Annotated in this window: 17 protein-coding genes; 9 read left to right on the top strand and 8 right to left on the bottom strand. The window is 51.7% G+C overall.

The window, feature by feature from the left end:
• Both EG028_RS03135 and EG028_RS03130 read left to right on the top strand, forming a co-directional pair.
• A partial coding sequence (locus EG028_RS03135; RefSeq protein WP_185096808.1) for an IS3 family transposase occupies nt 1-746 on the top strand: 746 nt, incomplete at its 5' end.
• 692 nt (nt 747-1,438) lie between these two features.
• Nucleotides 1,439-2,443, top strand: coding sequence for a DUF6528 family protein (locus EG028_RS03130; protein WP_123864537.1), 1,005 nt, complete (start codon nt 1,439-1,441; stop codon nt 2,441-2,443).
• Between the two features lie 103 nt (nt 2,444-2,546).
• Here the strand turns inward: EG028_RS03130 and EG028_RS03125 are convergent, their stop codons facing one another.
• From EG028_RS03125 to EG028_RS03100, 6 genes are all read right to left on the bottom strand, one after another.
• Nucleotides 2,547-3,278 (bottom strand): hypothetical protein, encoded by a 732-nt coding sequence (locus EG028_RS03125; RefSeq protein ID WP_120514581.1) that lies wholly within the window; start codon nt 3,276-3,278, stop codon nt 2,547-2,549.
• A gap of 19 nt (nt 3,279-3,297) precedes the next feature.
• Nucleotides 3,298-4,512, bottom strand: coding sequence for a hypothetical protein (locus tag EG028_RS03120; RefSeq protein ID WP_120514580.1), 1,215 nt, complete (start codon nt 4,510-4,512; stop codon nt 3,298-3,300).
• Nucleotides 4,513-4,581: 69 nt separating this feature from the next.
• The gene (locus EG028_RS03115) at nt 4,582-5,040 is read right to left on the bottom strand and encodes a GNAT family N-acetyltransferase (protein ID WP_120514579.1); all 459 of its coding nucleotides are present in this window, start codon (nt 5,038-5,040) and stop codon (nt 4,582-4,584) included.
• A 53-nt stretch (nt 5,041-5,093) separates the two neighbouring features.
• Entirely contained in the window at nt 5,094-5,612 is a 519-nt protein-coding gene (locus EG028_RS03110) for a DinB family protein (RefSeq protein ID WP_120514578.1), read from the bottom strand.
• A 63-nt stretch (nt 5,613-5,675) separates the two neighbouring features.
• Nucleotides 5,676-6,416, bottom strand: coding sequence for a DUF2625 domain-containing protein (locus EG028_RS03105; RefSeq protein WP_206614339.1), 741 nt, complete (start codon nt 6,414-6,416; stop codon nt 5,676-5,678).
• 93 nt (nt 6,417-6,509) lie between these two features.
• Nucleotides 6,510-8,012, bottom strand: a complete 1,503-nt coding sequence (locus tag EG028_RS03100; RefSeq protein WP_244939845.1) for a choice-of-anchor I family protein — start codon at nt 8,010-8,012, stop codon at nt 6,510-6,512.
• A 106-nt stretch (nt 8,013-8,118) separates the two neighbouring features.
• On the opposite strand from EG028_RS03100, the gene EG028_RS03095 reads away from it, so the two are divergent.
• Nucleotides 8,119-8,976: a pepsin/retropepsin-like aspartic protease family protein gene (locus EG028_RS03095; RefSeq protein WP_120514577.1), complete on the top strand. Its 858-nt coding sequence runs from the start codon at nt 8,119-8,121 to the stop codon at nt 8,974-8,976.
• On the opposite strand, the gene EG028_RS03090 is transcribed toward EG028_RS03095, so the two are convergent.
• Complete coding sequence (locus tag EG028_RS03090) at nt 8,977-10,020, bottom strand: phosphotriesterase family protein (protein WP_120514576.1); 1,044 nt, start codon at nt 10,018-10,020, stop codon at nt 8,977-8,979.
• A gap of 168 nt (nt 10,021-10,188) precedes the next feature.
• Between EG028_RS03090 and EG028_RS03085 the strand changes: the two genes are divergently transcribed.
• The 4 genes from EG028_RS03085 to EG028_RS03070 all read left to right on the top strand — a co-directional run bounded on the left by EG028_RS03085 (nt 10,189) and on the right by EG028_RS03070 (nt 13,939).
• Nucleotides 10,189-12,546, top strand: coding sequence for a TonB-dependent receptor (locus EG028_RS03085; RefSeq protein WP_120514575.1), 2,358 nt, complete (start codon nt 10,189-10,191; stop codon nt 12,544-12,546).
• Between the two features lie 141 nt (nt 12,547-12,687).
• Nucleotides 12,688-13,011, top strand: a complete 324-nt coding sequence (locus EG028_RS03080; RefSeq protein ID WP_120514574.1) for an ArsR/SmtB family transcription factor — start codon at nt 12,688-12,690, stop codon at nt 13,009-13,011.
• Between the two features lie 5 nt (nt 13,012-13,016).
• On the top strand, nt 13,017-13,508 hold the full coding sequence (locus tag EG028_RS03075; RefSeq protein WP_120514573.1) for an SRPBCC family protein: 492 nt from the start codon (nt 13,017-13,019) through the stop codon (nt 13,506-13,508).
• 23 nt (nt 13,509-13,531) lie between these two features.
• On the top strand, nt 13,532-13,939 hold the full coding sequence (locus EG028_RS03070) for a VOC family protein (protein WP_120514572.1): 408 nt from the start codon (nt 13,532-13,534) through the stop codon (nt 13,937-13,939).
• Between the two features lie 74 nt (nt 13,940-14,013).
• Here the strand turns inward: EG028_RS03070 and EG028_RS03065 are convergent, their stop codons facing one another.
• Entirely contained in the window at nt 14,014-14,943 is a 930-nt protein-coding gene (locus EG028_RS03065) for a type VI secretion system baseplate subunit TssG (protein ID WP_120514571.1), read from the bottom strand.
• A gap of 134 nt (nt 14,944-15,077) precedes the next feature.
• On the opposite strand from EG028_RS03065, the gene EG028_RS03060 reads away from it, so the two are divergent.
• Together EG028_RS03060 and EG028_RS03055 are read left to right on the top strand one after the other, a co-directional pair.
• Nucleotides 15,078-15,968 carry a TssN family type VI secretion system protein gene (locus EG028_RS03060; RefSeq protein WP_123864536.1) on the top strand — a complete coding sequence of 297 codons (891 nt, stop codon included), beginning with the start codon at nt 15,078-15,080 and terminating at the stop codon, nt 15,966-15,968.
• Nucleotides 15,969-15,994: 26 nt separating this feature from the next.
• Nucleotides 15,995-17,149, top strand: coding sequence for a hypothetical protein (locus EG028_RS03055; RefSeq protein WP_120514569.1), 1,155 nt, complete (start codon nt 15,995-15,997; stop codon nt 17,147-17,149).
• The last annotated feature ends 16 nt before the right edge of the window (nt 17,150-17,165 follow it).

Raw genomic sequence — 17,165 nt, 5'->3', positions numbered from 1 at the left:
GGTTGGCCATCGGCCGGGACCGTTTTTTTGACCTGCTGCGAGCCCATAACCTCCTGGTCAAAAAGAGCCGTAAATACGTGTACACCACTCACTCCCGCCATCACTACCGAAAATGGCCCAACCTGATCCAAAACTGGCGCCCACAGCTACCCGGACAACTCTGGGTCAGCGACATCACCTACCTGCGGACCCCGGCCCGGTTTCTATACCTGTCCCTGGTGACCGATGCCTGCTCCCGCAAGATTGTAGGCTATCACCTCAGCCAGCAACTCAAGGTCAAAGGATGCCTCAGCGCCCTGCAAAAGGCGATCAAGGACAACAAAGCTGCTGCCGGCAACCCACTGATCCATCATTCCGACCGCGGTATCCAGTATTGCTGTGATGCCTATGTAACTGTGCTGACCGACCACCGCATACGCATCAGCATGACCCAATCTGGCAGCCCTTATGACAATGCCATTGCCGAAAGAGTCAACGGCATTCTGAAATCAGAACTGGGACTGGACAAGACTTTCCAGGATTATGCACAGGCAGTGGCCGCCACACACCAAGCCATCCATTTGTACAACCAGGTCAGGATACACAGGGCTTGCGCAATGCGTACACCACAAATGGTCCACCAGGGCAATCAGCACAGCCCGCTTTTATGTCAATCCAAATCCGTATTATTGACAACCCCTGTAAACCTCCAGCAGGATAAAATCATCGACTGTAAAGTCCTGCCAGGACAAAATACCCCACTGTAAAGTTTTTTCAGGACAAGACAACAGTACCACGATTACACTATTACTACTGTTACACTACTATTAGACTGCTATTAGACTACACTACTACTACACTATCACTACTATTAGACGCCAATTGTCATGCTCATGACAAAAGGCGAATTCACTCCCCATACACTATCCTAGGAGTATCCTAGGAGTATCCATGGAGTATCCATGGAGTATCTATACTTCATCGGCCGCGGAATGATGCTATATTCCCCTATATCCAAGGTATCCGGTACGTATAGGATACGTATACGAGAGGTATAGGAGAGCGGGAAGAGAAGAATGGTAAAATAATACCAGATGCTGAAACATCAGCGGAGGGGTAAGGCCGAGCGATCGGGAGGAAGGCCGTTGTAAGGCCGTTATGAGGCCGTGAAGAAGGGGTCTAAAGGCGGTCTGAAGGCGAACCCAAGGCCGTAACTATCGGCATGCAACCCGTCTGCCGGTGAAAAACAGGCAAAAGGCGAGGTAAGGCTGGGTGGCTTCACCACTTTTCAAAATGAAACATTTCGAATTATGAAACGTTTCAAATAAGGTTACAATTAATTAATATTTTCTTTAATTAGATTAAATTCTGTAAATTCATCCTGTTCCCGTTAATGCAGCAGACCGCTTCCTTTTACCGTTTTTAAACCCTCGTTTTCCACCCTAAACCATTTCCACCCATGAGATCACTATTTGTTGTTACCGCTCTTTTGATGGTATTGTCCTGCAAAAGAGACAGTCAGCCTGTAACACCTTCTTCTGAGAAAATCGATACAAAATCCGTGGCGGAAGCCGAAGCAGCCGCCAAAAAAGAGATCATCATCTGTGATCAGAAAAATGCCCGCATTATTATGGTAGACGTTGCCAATGGCAACGCCATCACCTGGGAATGGAAGGCGAACGCCGCTTATGCCATGATACGCAGCGGCGCACAGGGCTGGTTTTCCAACCTGAGCGAAGCCAAACTGGTGTACAATAACAATTACATCCTGGCCACCGCCTCCGGCGGCGGTGTGGCGCTGATCAACATCAGCTCGAAAAAGGCTATCTGGTATGACTATGCGGGAGGCAATACGCACTCCGCGGAACTGCTGCCCAATGGCAACATCGTGACCGCTTCCACTACCGGCGGTTACCTGAAGATATTCGTAACGGATACCTATATCAACGATGAGTCGGCCCAGACCGGCCCCATTGCCTTCCCCGACGTACACAACGTCGTGTGGGACCATGCGCGCCAGCAATTGTACGCTGCGGGGAAAAACATCATCCGCGTATATTCTTACAACAACAGCTGCCGCAGCCCGGCCCTGACACTCAAAAAAACATGGACCATGCCCCAGGGCAACGCCCACGACCTGTTCCCCGTACATGGCAGTACCACGGACCTCTGGCTGACGAACTCAGGGCATATTTATAAGTTCAACGTAGTGACCGGCGCGTTCGCCCTGCAAAAAACACAGAGCGCCGTGAAATCCGTTACTTCCGGCCCTTCCGGTTATGCCACCATTCTTGCCCGCGCTACCGGCGTAGGCGGGGAAACCTGGAGAACGGACCAAGTCATCGACATCGCGGGAGCGGTGGTGTATAAAAACACATCGCTGGGTCTGTACAAAGCCCGCTGGAGACTGGTGAACCTCTTCAGCTACCCGGCCAGTGACGGTTTTCATGAATGCACGCACTAACTAATTATCTCGGAAGCTTTTTGCTCTATTGCGATCAACAAAAAGGGCCGGTGTGGTAAACCGGCCCTTTTTTTATGGATGTATTTTTTGCTGAAATCCTGTTTTAAAGCACTTTGATCGTGATGCTTTTTTCATCCACATCCCCTTCCATGTTCACAGCCTGTACCGTCACTTTCCCTTCCCCGCTTTTTTCGCCGGTGAATATCAGGCTGTTCTCCTGCTGCGCGATCTCGCCGTTGTCCGCTGTGAAACGGTACCATAAAGGGCGTTGCAACGGATCTTCCGCGCGTACCTCCAGCGCCACGGGTTCGCCGGCGGGCGTTTCACCCCGGCCTGCTTCAAAGCTTCTGATCTCGGGTTTTGTTTTACGTTCGCCCGGCTCGTTTTTTCGGGTGAAGAGGTTGTCCATATCAAATGCGAGGTGACCTACTGCTACTCTTTCGGGGCCGATGCTATTTAGCCGGACGATCATATTTGCCCGGAGGAAAAGCAGGTTGCGGATCTCGCCTGAAGGGCCGGTATAAGCGACATCACCCAGCAGCGCCATTTTATCCGGCACTGTCGGCAGTTGCAGGATCATGTGCTCCTGCAGCATACCCTGGAACACTTCCTGGGCTTCTTTCCACGAGGCGGTGGGTATCACGTCTATCTTCACCATTATATTTTTTTCCTTTTGCTGCCAGTAATACTCCTGTATGGGGTACTCCCGGAAATGCTGGTTGGTTTTCATTTCCGCCAGCGTCCATTCGGGCAGCTCCTTGCCGCCGAGCCTGAACTGCCAGATGAACAGGTTTTTGGTGACGTTCCACTTACCGGGTTGATATGTTTGTGCCATTGTGTTGTGTGTTTAAGAATTAAATAAGCGCCCTTCTTTTCCGCGTGGCGGGAGCGGGGTTGCAGTTGCTGCACCCGTCTGTTACATTGGGCGAAAGGCGGAGCCGGTAACCCAGGGTGGTGCAGTTGCCAAACACCATATTGGTGGCCAGCATGGGTGAATGCGGCGCGCTGCCGGGCGTGGCGTCTGAATCCAGTTGGAGGCATGCGTCAAACACCGCGTCCGAGGAGGTACAGCCGCCTTTCCAGGCTACTTCGTGGTAGGAGAAGGACGTGCCTCCCCAGTTGCTGCAGCCGGGGTACCATGCGCTGTAACCGATGGCGATGAACGGGTTCAGTTTAAACCCAAATTCCATGCGGCTCTGCCAGAGATCGCAGCCCAGTATGTTTGCGAAGGTAGAAAGAATGGTGGCGCAATCCGTACAGTTCACCAGGTCGCCGTTGCCGGGGCCTCCGCGCAATAGCTCCAGGAATTTCGTGCAGTCAAAGCTGCCCAGTGCGTAATGCGTGCTGCCGCCGCCGGGGCAGTCGTAAGCCATCGTGCCGGGGCCGAGGGCGTACACGCGCTCTGTTACTTTGGTGGCGGCTTCGTCTATGTCAGCGGCGAGAATGCCCCAGTCGCAGGCAAAGTCCAGCACTTCCGTCCAGGGCAGCTGGGTGCTGCCCGCGGTTTGTACCCATGGCAGGGTGGGCGTGCGCAGTACTACATAAATGCGGTGAGAGGTATGGCGTAGTTCCTGCCAGGGATCACCTGTATTCACCCGGTATTGCCAGCGCCATTCGGTGACGCGTTTGCTCACGCGGGCATTTGCGAGATTGGTGTTGATGAGATTAAAAGATACGAAGCCGGAGTCGCCGGCGGTAAGGTCCACCCATCGTTCCTGCACTTCGCCGAGCACATTGCCTACGATGGCTTTTACAAACCGGCGGATAAGTTTCGCTATAAAACCCGCGCAGCCGGTTTCGCCGGGAGGGTCCGTCACCGCGTCCAGGGCGCGTACCTGGATGCGTGTCACTTCCGGGTTGCTGCCCTGGAAACGTGCCTGGATGGTGAGGGTGTTGCCATTGGTGTCCGCAATGCTGTACGCGGCGGGGGAGTCTTCGGGGTTTACGCTCACCCCGTCCACCCATTCGGGAACGTTCACCGCCTGCGTGGCGTTCCTGCGGATCGTCAGCGCGTCCGTATTGCAGGAGCCGCTGCTGTGATTGAACTTGATCGCTTTGAGGGATATCATAACCTGGGATTAACTGTTATCCAAATGTCCCTCATTCAGCGTAGATTGCCCCGCGTATTTATACCTGAATTACCCGGACGGCTTTGGAGACAGGTGCATGATATGTTTATCAATACCTGCGGCAAAGCCGTCCTTTTCTATTGCAACGGTACGGAATCCCATTTTTGCATAAAACCCTTCCGTGTGTTGCGAGGTTTCTATTTTATGGACCGAACCGGGCCAGGTTTCCCGGAGCAGCGCCAGCCGGTACAGCGTAAATTGTTTGCCATACCCCTGCTTGTGATGGCTGGCACGTACCATGCCCCATGCAAGGCCTGCTTCGTTCAACTCCCCATCCAGGAAAATGCCGCCGCAGGCTACCACCTCATCATTTTCTTTTACCACGAAATATGGGTTCTCATCCGTGTAATCGTCCAGCCATTGCACAAAGCCGGGCTTTTCTTCTTCCGCAAAATACCGGGGCTGGTTGCTTTCGAATATATCGATGCAGGCCTGGCGGTGCGCGGATGTATACCTGGTGATATTCATGAGGGGAAGTTCGGTATTAATCACGGGTCCGTAAAAAAGCAGATGCTGTAAACTTAATTTTTGCCATTCACATTATAGAAGTTATAATCCGTCATCGGCGCATCGGTAAACCCAAGGTTGCGCCCGATGGTTGTGATCTGCCCTCTGTGATAGGTGCTGTGCGTCACGGTGTGGATGATGTATTCAAAGTTCTGGAAATCCGACTGGAACCAGGGGCTTACGATCAGCGTGGTATCGTGGATGGCTTCCGGGCTCATGGCGCCGATAAAGTCCGCCAGCTCGCGTGATTGTTCCAGGATGCCGTCGTAGGTATCTTCCAGGGTGCCGGTATATTCGTCGTAGGTCTGCGGGGCGTTGTCTTTCCGGAGGATAGACAGCCAGTAGCGCTGCGTCTGCCAGATATGCACCAGCGTTTTCTGGATACTGGGGAAGCTGGAAGGCACTTCACGGCTTACTACATCTTCAGGTTTGGTACGCAGCCAGGTAATCAGGCGTTCGTTTGCCCAGAGGTTATAATTCACATAATTCTGCATTAAATAAACCATGGGAGCGGCAGTTGCGGTTTGTTGCATGTTGTCAGGTTTTTATGATACTACAAAGAAAATACGGGTTGGTGACAGCAGTATGTCAGCAGGTTACTCCAGCTTCAGCTTTTTGCGCATGTCCATCATGATTTTATATTGTTCTTCTACCGGTACGGCCTTTTTGGCGCGCTGTCCTTCTTCACGTTCAGGCCGTAGCCACAGGGCAGGCGTAAAACTATATACTTTATTGGTGCCGAGTTTGGGCACATCCTTTTCCCAGCCTTCCCACCGCTGCCCTTCGTAAAAACCTTTGATGTCGCCACTGAAGCAGAAGAGGAGAAAGTCTGTATAGTTGATCTCCAGGTCTTCCCATTGCAGGTTGTCCGGCGCGAGGTAAAATACATTGCCCTGGTTGAACCCAAACTTGCCGCCATTGATCGCGAAAAATCCACCGATGGCATCATCCGCCACCAGCATAAAAAGCGGCCTTTCCCCGGATTCCTGGTATGATCTTCCTTTGTTCCAGTCCGGCAGGGAACGGCTGAGGTTCTTATGGCCTGAGCCGAGTATGCGTATCCAGCCATTGTCCACCAGGATGCCGCCCGTGTGGTAGATAACCGCGCCCATGGGGGAGCGGGTGGTCACCTGCGTTTCATACAGCGCGTTTTTTGATTTGGATGTATCGGCGGGGAGCACCTGAACTTTGTTCGTAGCGGAATCTATCCAGCCTTTTACGATCGGCCAGGCAGGTTCGTCTTTGACGATCAGCGAATCCAGCGGGCGCATAGTGTTTTGTGCAATGGCATTGGCCATAAAAAAGGTGAACAGTAATGTAGACAGCAGTTTGTACATGGCGAAACGGGTGAACCGCTAAAGTAATCAAAAAAAGAAAACCGGCCCGCGCAGGTGGCGGAGCCGGTCTTGTCTATAAGTGTCAGGGAATATTTAGTTCTTCGGGGCGTAAATTTTGATCACGCCATCGTCCTCGCTGCTCACGATCAGCAGGCTCTTTTTGTTCGGGCTGTTTTTAGCATCCACGAACAGTACGCCTTCCGGGGCATCGCCTGATTTTACGATCTTCAGGAACACAGGCGCCGCGGGGCTTGTAACGTCGTAGATGGCCACGGCGTCCACTCTTTCCATGCCTACAAATGCGATGGTTTTGTTGCCCATGGTGCCCAGGGTGATGCCTTCCGGTTCAATGCTTTTGTCGTCGCTGCGGCCGTCTTCATAGATGCCGGTTTCTTTTACTTTTACGTCCAGTTCGTTTTTGCTGTCGAATACCAGGGCGCCGGTGTTGCCGTTCCAAACGGAGAAGGAGCGGGCGCCGAAGGAATACAGTGATTCGTAGAGGCCGTCACTATTGAGGTCGCCAAGGGTTTTGGTAACGTACAGGCGGCCCAGGGCTGCGTCCGCTTTAAGCGCGGCTGCATTGGGGAAAGCGGTGGGGTCCAGCTGAAGGTCTTTGATACGCACGTTTTCAGCGTATGCATCCCACTCGCGCACATCGCCTTCGTTTACGGTGAACAGGTAAGGGATACCGGCTCCGTTTTGCAGCACAGCGACTGCGTCCGGCTGGTACATGCCTTTTACCGGGGATTTGGAAAAAGTGATGGTGTTGTCTTTATCAGAAAGGTCCACCGCATTGGCGTCCGTATTATAATCTTTAAAGCCAAGCGGGAAGATGTCGGTAATGGTTTTGGTGGCCAGGTCGATCTTTGCAATGGCGTTATTTTCCTGCAGGGTAACCCAGGCGGTTTTTGAATCGGGGGCTACGGTGATATATTCCGGCTCGATGTTCTGCGCAAAGCCGGTAGGTCCGAAAACGCGGAAACCTTTTGCTTTCAGGGCTGTTTCCTGACCTGCAAAGCCGTTGAAGTCCAGGTTCACCACGCTGTAGTTGTTATCTACGCTGATCACGGATACGGTGCCGATAGGATCTGCTGAATAATCCGTGGCTGGTTCGCCTTCGTTTGCGGTGAGGATAAATTTACCATCGGGGGAAAAAGTCACCATGTCCGGTAAAGCACCGGTGGGAATGGTTTTGAGAACGCTCATGTTCTCGGTATTGTAAACCACCACGCGGCCAGGCAGCGTTTTATCGGTAGCCTCGATGGCGGCGGCGAGTTTACCATTGTGAACGGCCAGGCTGTTTACAGCGCCGCTGTTCGTAAGCACGTCCTGGTTCAGATCCACCGGGTGAGCGGGATCGGCCAGGTTGAGGATCTTGATCATATTGGTGCCGTCATTTTTTACCACGAACAGGCGTTTGGTGGCGGGGTCGTAGGCACTGATCTCCGCAGCGCCGGCGCCGCCGATGTCTATAGTGCCGATTTCATCGAAGGTAGCCGGGTCTTCTGCGGTCTCAGGGTTTTTATCATCTTTGGAGCAGGCGGCAAACGCAATCATGGCCGCAATTGGTAACAGGTGCTTTAATTTCATACGCATGAATCATATAGGTTTTTAGATGGCGCAAGAGTAAAAAAGGGATATGACCGGTATGTGAAGGGGAGGTTATTATTTTGTTATTTATCTTTAAGGAAAGGAAAATACCATGCTTAGGAAATTCGTTATTCTCGCCAACTTAATTATCTGCTGCCTGGCAACCTACGGCCAGGTGCCCATCCAGGTGCTGGAATCGGGCCATATTACTATCAAAGCGAAAGTGGACGGGGTGGAAGGGAACTTTATCCTGGACACCGGCGCGGGCCTCACCGTATTCACCAAGACGTTTTTTGATAAGATTCCGCACAAAGTAAAGCTGGACGGCAGTTTTACGGCCTTCCGCGCTACCGCCGAGCGGCTGGACATTGACCTGTATAAGGTCTACAATTTCCAGCTGGGCGCTTTGCAAAAGGCGGAAGACGAGGTAAGTTTTATGGACATCAACCTCGGCGGGTTCGACGGCATCCTGTCCATGAAACTATTTGAACAGCAACCATTCACCATCGATTTTACCAAAAAGGAGCTGGTGCTCGAAACCGAACGATCTCTTTCCAACGCACGTATGGCCGGGGAACGTATCCCCTTGCAACTGCAGCAGTCGCGCGGCAAAGCGTTGGACATTTTCGCTTATTTCAGGGTGAATGACTCGCTCACCCTCCAGCTTTGCCTGGACAGCGGGGCGGGTAAAGACGTGTATAAGTTCAATTCAAAATACCTGCAAAGGCTGGGCCTGAAGCCAACGGACTCCACAGAACGTAAAAGCGAGATGAACGCTTCTTTTGCGTCCAAATCCTACCGCGCCCAGGTGGCGAAGCTGGCGGTACCCAACGCGCCGGCGGTATCGGTCACGAATTTCCGCGCCTTCTTCGTAGATGGGCTGATCTATGACGGCATCATGTGGATCAACTGGATGGGCTCCCGCATCACCGTGGATCTTCCCGGGAAGGAGCTGGTAGTGGTGAAATGATCAGGACGGCATCGCCAGTAATTTACGGGCAGGAGGATGTATCGTCAGCGCGCGGGAAGGATTGATGACCGTAAGTCGGCGTATATCCTCCTCCGTGAATCCTTTTTCTTTCAGCATCGGGATAAAGCTGGTCCAGAGGAAATTATAATCGCGGAATTTGCCGCCGCCGGGCTCGCCTACATGATACCAGCCCGCATCGTGGGAAAGCAGCACCTGTTGCAGCAGTCCTTTATTTTTCATAAAACTGAGCCGGGAAATATAATCTTCCGCGGAATTTTGACTAAGGCCGTCCAATGAAATAAACGCGCCCGCTTTCGCCAGTTTTTCGTGGATGGAAAGGTCTTTTTCATTCTGCGCGTGCACCCAGGTGTACGACGCGATCCGCCCGCCATTGGATTGGATGATCTCCGCTTCTTCCAGCGCGGCCGCCCCGTCGCCGGTATGTATCCAGATGGCGAGGCCGGTTTCTTTGTTGGTCAGCGCCGCCGCATGTACAAGTTTACGCTGCGATTCCGTCAGCGGCCCTTTGTCTACCCCGCTTTTGATAAACCCCGGCCTGATGTCCGTGTCCCCGATCCCGTCCCTGAATTCCTTGATCCACATGGCTGCCAGTTCTTCCGCAGTCGAGGTTTGCACATAAGCGGGCAGGTATTTATGTGCGCCCGCGCCGTAAAGGCCCGTATTGGTAATGATGGTAAGCCCGGAAGCAATAGACAGCCGCTTTAGCAGCAATGGGTCACGGCCCAGGAAATTGGGCGTGCATTCCCCCATTGTTTTACAACCGGCAGCCCGCAGGCTTTTGAGATAGGGGAGCACGGTATTAAAAACCTCCTCTTCCTGGTACCTGCCCGGCGTTATTTTATCCGCCCCTGCAAAATCCACCATGATATGCTCATGCGGCAGCACCGGGCCTAACATATAAGGGCTGATCGCACCGGTGACGGTCATGATGCTGCCTTCACTCTGGGCGGCGGCTTTCAGCCAAACGCCTGCGCCGAGAGCGGCGGGGAGGAGGGTGAGGAAATGTCTGCGGGACAGGGTCATACGTGCAAGAGAGTTTGTGTATTAAAGATATCGTTTCTTCCGGTAAACCGGTAGGCGTTTTCCCGGTGGCGCTCACCGTTTATTTTCCCGAATTGGAAAATCAATTTCCCGATCCGGGAAACTACCCGGCACGGGCGCGGGTAACTTTGCGTATCAAAATTGGAAACTATGAACCAGTTATACAAAATACTGACATTCCTGTTCCTTGCGCTTTTTAGCACTTCAGTCGTGGTTTTAGGTCATGACGATGCAGATAAAACAGGTACGGTAAAAGGGAAAGTAACGACGAATGATAACCAGTCGGCCGCGGAAGTCACCGTGCTGATCAAAGGCACCGGGAAAGGTACCACCACCAATAGATCCGGTGAATTTGAATTCAGGAAGCTGAAAGAAGGGACATATATCCTCCAGGTGTCGCTGACCGGTTATGAAACGATTGAGCAGGCCGTAGCGGTGGAGGGGGATAAAACCTCGGAGCTGGTATTGCAGTTGAAATTGTCCCATAAACAACTGAGGGAGTTTGTGGTGACCACGGGCGCGAACAAATTTGCGACCAAAGAAAGCGAGTATGTAGCCAAAATGTCGCTGGAAAACCTGGAGAACCCGCAGGTATACACGGTGATCACCAGCGAGCTGATGAAAGAACAAATGGTGGTGGATTACAAAACAGCCCTCCGTGGCGCCAGCGGTACCACTACACTGGCACAGGCGGGCAATGGCCGGCCTTATACATTCATCCGGGGTTTTATTACCGGTAACTTTATCCGCAATGGAGTGGGAGCTTACCAGTATTCGGGCGTGGACCCGGTGAACATTGACCATATTGAAGTGATCAAAGGCCCGTCTGGTACATTATTTGGCACCGGCATGGTGTCCTATGGCGGATTGGTGAACAGGGTGACCAAAAAACCGATGGAGACTTTCCGTGGGGAGATCACCTATAATACAGGTAGTTATGGGCTGAACAGGCTTTCGGCGGACATCAACACCCCGCTTACGGAAGACAAAAGGGCGCTTCTCCGTGTAAATGCGGCATTTCATGGCCAGGGCAGCTTCCAGGATATGGGGTATGAAAAGAACTACATTATCGCGCCGAGCTTTAAATATAAAGTGAATGACCGCCTGACTGTGCTGGCGGATGCGGAACTATACCAGCGCAATACTTCCAGCATCGTCAATTACAACATCATTGACGGCAGCCAGCTGGGTATTAAAGATTTTTCCGAATTAAAACTGGATTACAAACGTTCGTACTCCAGTAATGATGTGGACACGAGGCTGACCAACTACAATGTTTTCCTCCAGGCGAATTACCGCATCAGCAGCAGCTGGACTTCCCAGACGCTGTTCACCTACAATGGCGTGGATGCCCCTGAGCAGTATTTTATGAACCCCACCATCCTGGACAATACCCGCATGGCGCGCAGCGTTGCGATGCTGAGCGACCGCTATCACACCGTACAGTTCCAGCAGAATTTCAACGGCGATTTTCATATCGGCTCCATGCGCAACCGCCTGCTGATCGGATTTGACGCAATAGAGTATGCGCAGGACCCGAATTATTATATTTCCACTCCATACGATACGATTGATTATACACAGCCCGGCGGTACTTACATTTCCAAAGGCAACCTGAAAAATGCGCTGGACACGCTGGGGATGTTTCCCGGCGATCAGAAGATCTACAACTATGGCGTTTATTTCAATGATGTGATCAATCTTACCGACAGGCTGATCGTTATGCTGTCCGTACGCCTGGATGCCTATAACGACAAAGGTTACCGCGATCTCGCAGCCGGTGTTACTTACGAAGGGTACAAAAAAATGAAAGCCTCTCCCAAAGTTGGTGTGGTGTATCAGTTGGTGAAAGATAAACTGTCGCTGTTCGGCAACTATCAGAACGGCTTTAATTACACCGGCGCTAAAAATGAACAGGGGAAAGTCTTCAAGCCGGAGCAGGCTTATCAATATGAAGGCGGCATCAAGGCGGATATATGGGAGAACCGTGTTTCCGCATCCCTGAGTTATTACGACATCCTCGTGAATGACAAGCTGCGTGCAAATCCCAACAACCCCACCTTCCAGGTGCAGGATGCCACGCAAAGCAGCAAGGGGGTAGAAGCGGAAATAACGGCCTCGCCTTTGAGCAACCTGAATCTTATGCTCGGTTACGGCTATAACGAAAGCGAATACACGAAGGCTGATAAAGACCTGGAGGGTAAACGCCCGTACAGCACGCCGAAACACACATTCAGCAGCTGGCTGAGCTACAGAATAGGGCAGGGCGCAGTAAAAGGTTTCGGTATAGGCGCCGGCGCGAATTATGTGAGCGAGAGTTTCTTTGATGATGCGAATACGCTCATATTACCGTCGTATTTTATCGTAAGCTCCACGCTGTTTTATGAACACCCCTCGTTCCGGGTAGGGCTGAAGCTGGACAACCTGACGAACCAACAATACTGGGGTCCCTGGGGGCAACCACAGGCGCTGCGGTCCTTCGGGGCGAGCTTTGCGCTGAAAATATAGCTTATTAACCGATTGAATTATAATTGTTTAAGCCCGGAAATATTTGTTTCCGGGCTTTTTCTTTAAAAATAATTTTGCGCAACCGAACGATTGCAGTTATATTTGCAACCGAACGATTGCGAAATTAAAACCTTTACAAAAATGAGACGTGATGTATTCCAGGCCATAGCCGATCCTACCCGCCGGGAGATCATTAACCTGATCGCACAGCAAAGCCTTACGCCCAACGCCGTGGCAGACAGCTTTGACGTGAGCAGGCAGGCGATTTCGAAACATATCAAGATACTGACCGAATGCGGCCTGATCGTGATCAACCAGCAGGGAAGGGAACGGTATTGTTATATCCAGGCGGAAAAACTGAATGAAGTAAGCGACTGGCTGGAAAACTTCAGGCAGCTGTGGCAGCATCGCTTCGAGAAGCTGGATAAAATTCTGATCGACATGCAAAAACAAAACAAAAAATAAAAGCCATGAAAACAAAAAATCAAACTAAAGTAACCGCCGAACCAGGCAAACAGGAACTCTTTGTTATCCGCGAGTTCGAAGCCCCCCGCGAACTGGTGTTCAAGGCATTTACAGACCCCGCAATCGTGTCGCAGTTCCTCGGCCCCCACAACCTCGAAATGAAGATCGATCATTACAACATGAAGACCGGCGGCTCTTACCGCTACATTCATGCGGATGGATCCGGCAATGAATACGCCTTTAACGGCGCTGTTCACGAAGTGACCTTTCCCGAAAGGATGATACAAACGTTTGAGTTCGAAGGCCTGCCCGAAAAAGGCCATGTGAGCCTGGATACTTCTATTTTTGAAGCGCTTCCCGGCAACCGTACCAAACTGATCATCCAGTCCGTATTCCGTTCCGTGGCAGACCGCGACGGCATGGTACAGGCCGGTATGGAACAGGGCCTCTCCGAAGGTTTCGAAAGACTGGACGACTACCTCGAAAAAAACAGTTGATTCACCGGTTAAAACCAAACTATATGAAACAGTTCTGGCTGAACCTTCCCGTGAAGGATGTCAAAAAATCAAAAGAGTTCTTTGCTAAACTCGGTTTTCAGTTCAACACCCAGTATGGCGACCAACCCAATTCCGCGAGCCTGCTGCTCGGAGAAAAAGGCGTGGTGGTGATGCTGTTTGACGAACCGACTTTCAAAGGTTTTACAAACACGGATATCGCCAACTCCCAAAAGAGTGAAGTATTGTTGTCTGTCGATGCGGAAAGCAAGGAAGAAGTGGACGAAATGGCGAAAAAAGCCATTGAGGCCGGCGGTTCCAGCGATCACAAACCTTCGCAGATGCAGGGCTGGATGTACGGCTGTGTATTTGCGGACCTGGACGGCCACCGCTGGAATGTGCTGTATATGGATATGAGTAAAATGCCGCGGTAAGTACAGGAGAAACATATCGTTTCGCTGCAAAAAGCCTTCAGTGTATGCTGAAAGCTTTTTGAGTTTGTGGTCGTTTAAACCAGGTGCATAGTATATCCCATCGCGCTTTCGCTCCCCAGTATCATGCCTCTTTCTTCTTCCCTGATCACGGATTCGAGCCGTACTTCCATGCCAGCAGGCACAAAATAGGCCACCAGCCATTGCACGATCTTTTCGAAGCGGCTGCCGGGTAATAATTGTAATGCTTCCAGTGCTGAAACGGGGCCTGCTGTAACAACGATCTCCTCATCTCCTTCCGTAAAAGAATCGCCGCAGATCATATCAACGCCCAATGTGCATTCGCCTGCGCGGTTGCCCTGCATGAAGTCAGCAGCCGTGCCGGGAAGAGCCGTCCGGATATCAATATTGACGGGCATTTGCAGTAGTAATGAAGTGATGTTGGCGAGTTTATCCATATCGCCTTTGGTTTCGTGCAGGTAAGGGATCATGTGCAGGAAAATGTTGGCCTGCTGCTGATCCAGGAGGGAAAATATTTCCCATGCGGGATGAAAGATGCGGATGAGATCGTCGTAGATATTTTTTTTGTCGATCTTGTTTTCACGCAGCTCAATGAGAATGCGGAACAGGTTGATTTCTGCTTCCAGCGGCAGGAAAAATTTACGCGCGTCTTTTTCTTCCTGTTTGTGCCGTTTGATCTGGTCTATGATCTCTTCGGTGGTGCGGGTGGAGGAGTAGGGTACGGACCGGTGAAAGAGGCCTTCGGGTAACATGTCATACAGGCCTTCCCGGCTGCTCCTGATGCAAAGGAGCTGTTTGTTGCCACCCGCCGGTGTGAACCATTCCACGTTCAGCACATCTTTCGCGAAGTTGCGGCGGCTGTTGCCGGAGGGCCAGATAAAAATGTCTTCCACGTCAAAGCCCGCTTCCACGAGCTCTGCCGCCAGTACGGATGCTTTGTAATCCGTTTCAAAATTATTGAGATTAAATGGTCCGGTGTTCTCCATATCTGATAATCGCTTAATTTTGTACCCTTGCACCCGGTAATGTCCCGGTAAACTTACCGGAAAATTAACCCTTTACCGGAATATGTTTGCGTTTATTCCGTATTTTCCTGTTTCATTGTTGTGACCATAAAACTATGGATGTAAAATCGACCTTCGTCAGTTATATTTTGTTCCCGCTTATTGCTGTTATTATGGCCGCGGTAATGGTGGTGCTGAACAGGAAAAACCGTATCATGGGCAGCCGCCGCCTGGTGGTCACCCTGTTGTTAACCGGCCTCATACTTGGAATTCCCGGTTTTTTAGGCGCTTTGGGGCTTCAATTTATGCCCTGGGGTTATATTCTCGCACAGGTGGCATACCTGTTGCTGGGTATTATTGCTGTTGTGCTGCTCAACCGGCATATGCCGGAAGCGCTGACGGACCGGAAAGGTATGCTGGTCCTCTTCGGGCTGATCGTGGGGCTGCTCGGCATTTACCTCTTCCAACTGGTGTTCGGCCGCTTCAATAACCTGGAGTATGGCTGGCTGGCAGGCACCTCGATGCTGGCGTTTTTTATCCCGCCGGTGTTCTGGTGGGCGTATATCGCCATGACGGGTATTCCCCCGGAGATCTATTCCGTCTGGTATTACCCCGAAAAGGCCCCGCAGCTGGACATGTACGATGTGGACCTGGACAAGCTGAAAGTACTGGAGGTGGAGCTGTTCAAAGGCGCGGCGGACCCGTCGCCCCTAAAGGTAAAGGTGAAAGCCCCGCCGGATATGAATTTCGGGGAATGGTTCAAAAAATTCATCGACGATTATAACCTGAAATTCCCGCGCAACGGCATTCATTACCGCTCCGAAGAAGGAGAAGCCTACGGCTGGATATTTTACCTGAAGCCATCTTTTTTCAGGAGAAAACAGTTTATAGACCCGGTGCTGACGGTGGAGAAAAACCAGGTGAGGGAGAAATACACGATTTTCGCAAGGAGGGTTACCCGCCTGCAGCACGAGGCCGCGGGGGAAGACAGAGTGGTGATCCTCTGAGATATACACACTGAAATAGAATTGTTATGTTATATCCTGTTAAGCACCATGCTGTGAACTGGGTGGATGGAATGAAGATTTCCCGCCGCCAGTTTAGCGATACGGAAAACCATTTTACAGACACCCTGCGCGATACTGCGTCCGTTTTCCTGCGCAGCTACGACTTTGGATTATTACCTCCATACCGCGGCCAGCGCCTGTCCTGCGATTTTGAGATCACCGAGCGGATGGCGGGCCAGGTAGAAGTACGGCTCCGGCACTGCAACGCCATTACTTCCGGCGGGGCGCGGTTTCATTTTATGCCGGAAGAGTATGATCATCAGCTGGTTAAACAATTCACTTTTTCAGGGGAGGAGGAAGCGGAAGGTGTGGCCGTCCATTATAGTATTGTACTGGCCATGAACCCTTACGAGCGTGTGCCTGCCGGCGTACCCGATCCTGAAGAAACGCCTCCCAGGCATCCTTATGCCGCCAATCATTATGAACTGAACATGCTGCCGGTAGCGCAGGTGGAAGCGGCTGAAATGGGCCTGCATCACCTGGTAATCGGGCAGCTCACCCGGCAGAACGGACGTACTACGGTCAATGACCTCTACATTCCGCCTTCGGCGGCCGTCATCAGCCATCCCGGTCTGATCAGGTATTACGAGCGTTTCAGCATCTTATTAAATGAAATACAGATCAGCAGCCTCCGCATCATAGAAAAGGTAGCCGCGCGGGACAGCCGCACGCCCTTGGCGATCAATATTAAAATGCTGGCGGAACGGGTGCTGGACTATATTGCGCAGATATTTTTCTCTTACCGGAATATGGTGCATCAGCAGCCGCCGGTGATGCTGGTGAACTGTTTTTCCAATCTCGCACACATCTTTCATACCTCCCTGCATTTCCCCGGCGCACGCGAAAAAGAAGAGATGCTGAAATATTTCTACGAATGGAAAGACGTAACGCCCGGCAACTTCGAAGACCTTCTCATGCGCACCATCGATGTGGTGTACGACCATTATAATATCCGGAACTCCATGGAGCAGGTAAACAGCTGTATGCAGGTGCTTGCGGCTTTGTGGAACAAACTTGCCAGCCTCGAGTTCATCGGGCAGCGGAAGGAAAATATCGTGGTGGCGGAACAAAAGCTGGTGGAACAAACGAGGGTGCGCAGTTCCTGGAGTCTGCTGGACTAGCCATGCCGGCCCGCCG

The sequence above is a fragment of the Chitinophaga barathri genome, from assembly GCF_003807585.1.
GTDB lineage: Bacteria > Bacteroidota > Bacteroidia > Chitinophagales > Chitinophagaceae > Chitinophaga > Chitinophaga barathri.
The sequence above is the reverse complement of the archived record's forward strand: the minus strand, read 5'-3'. Positions and strand labels throughout refer to the sequence as shown.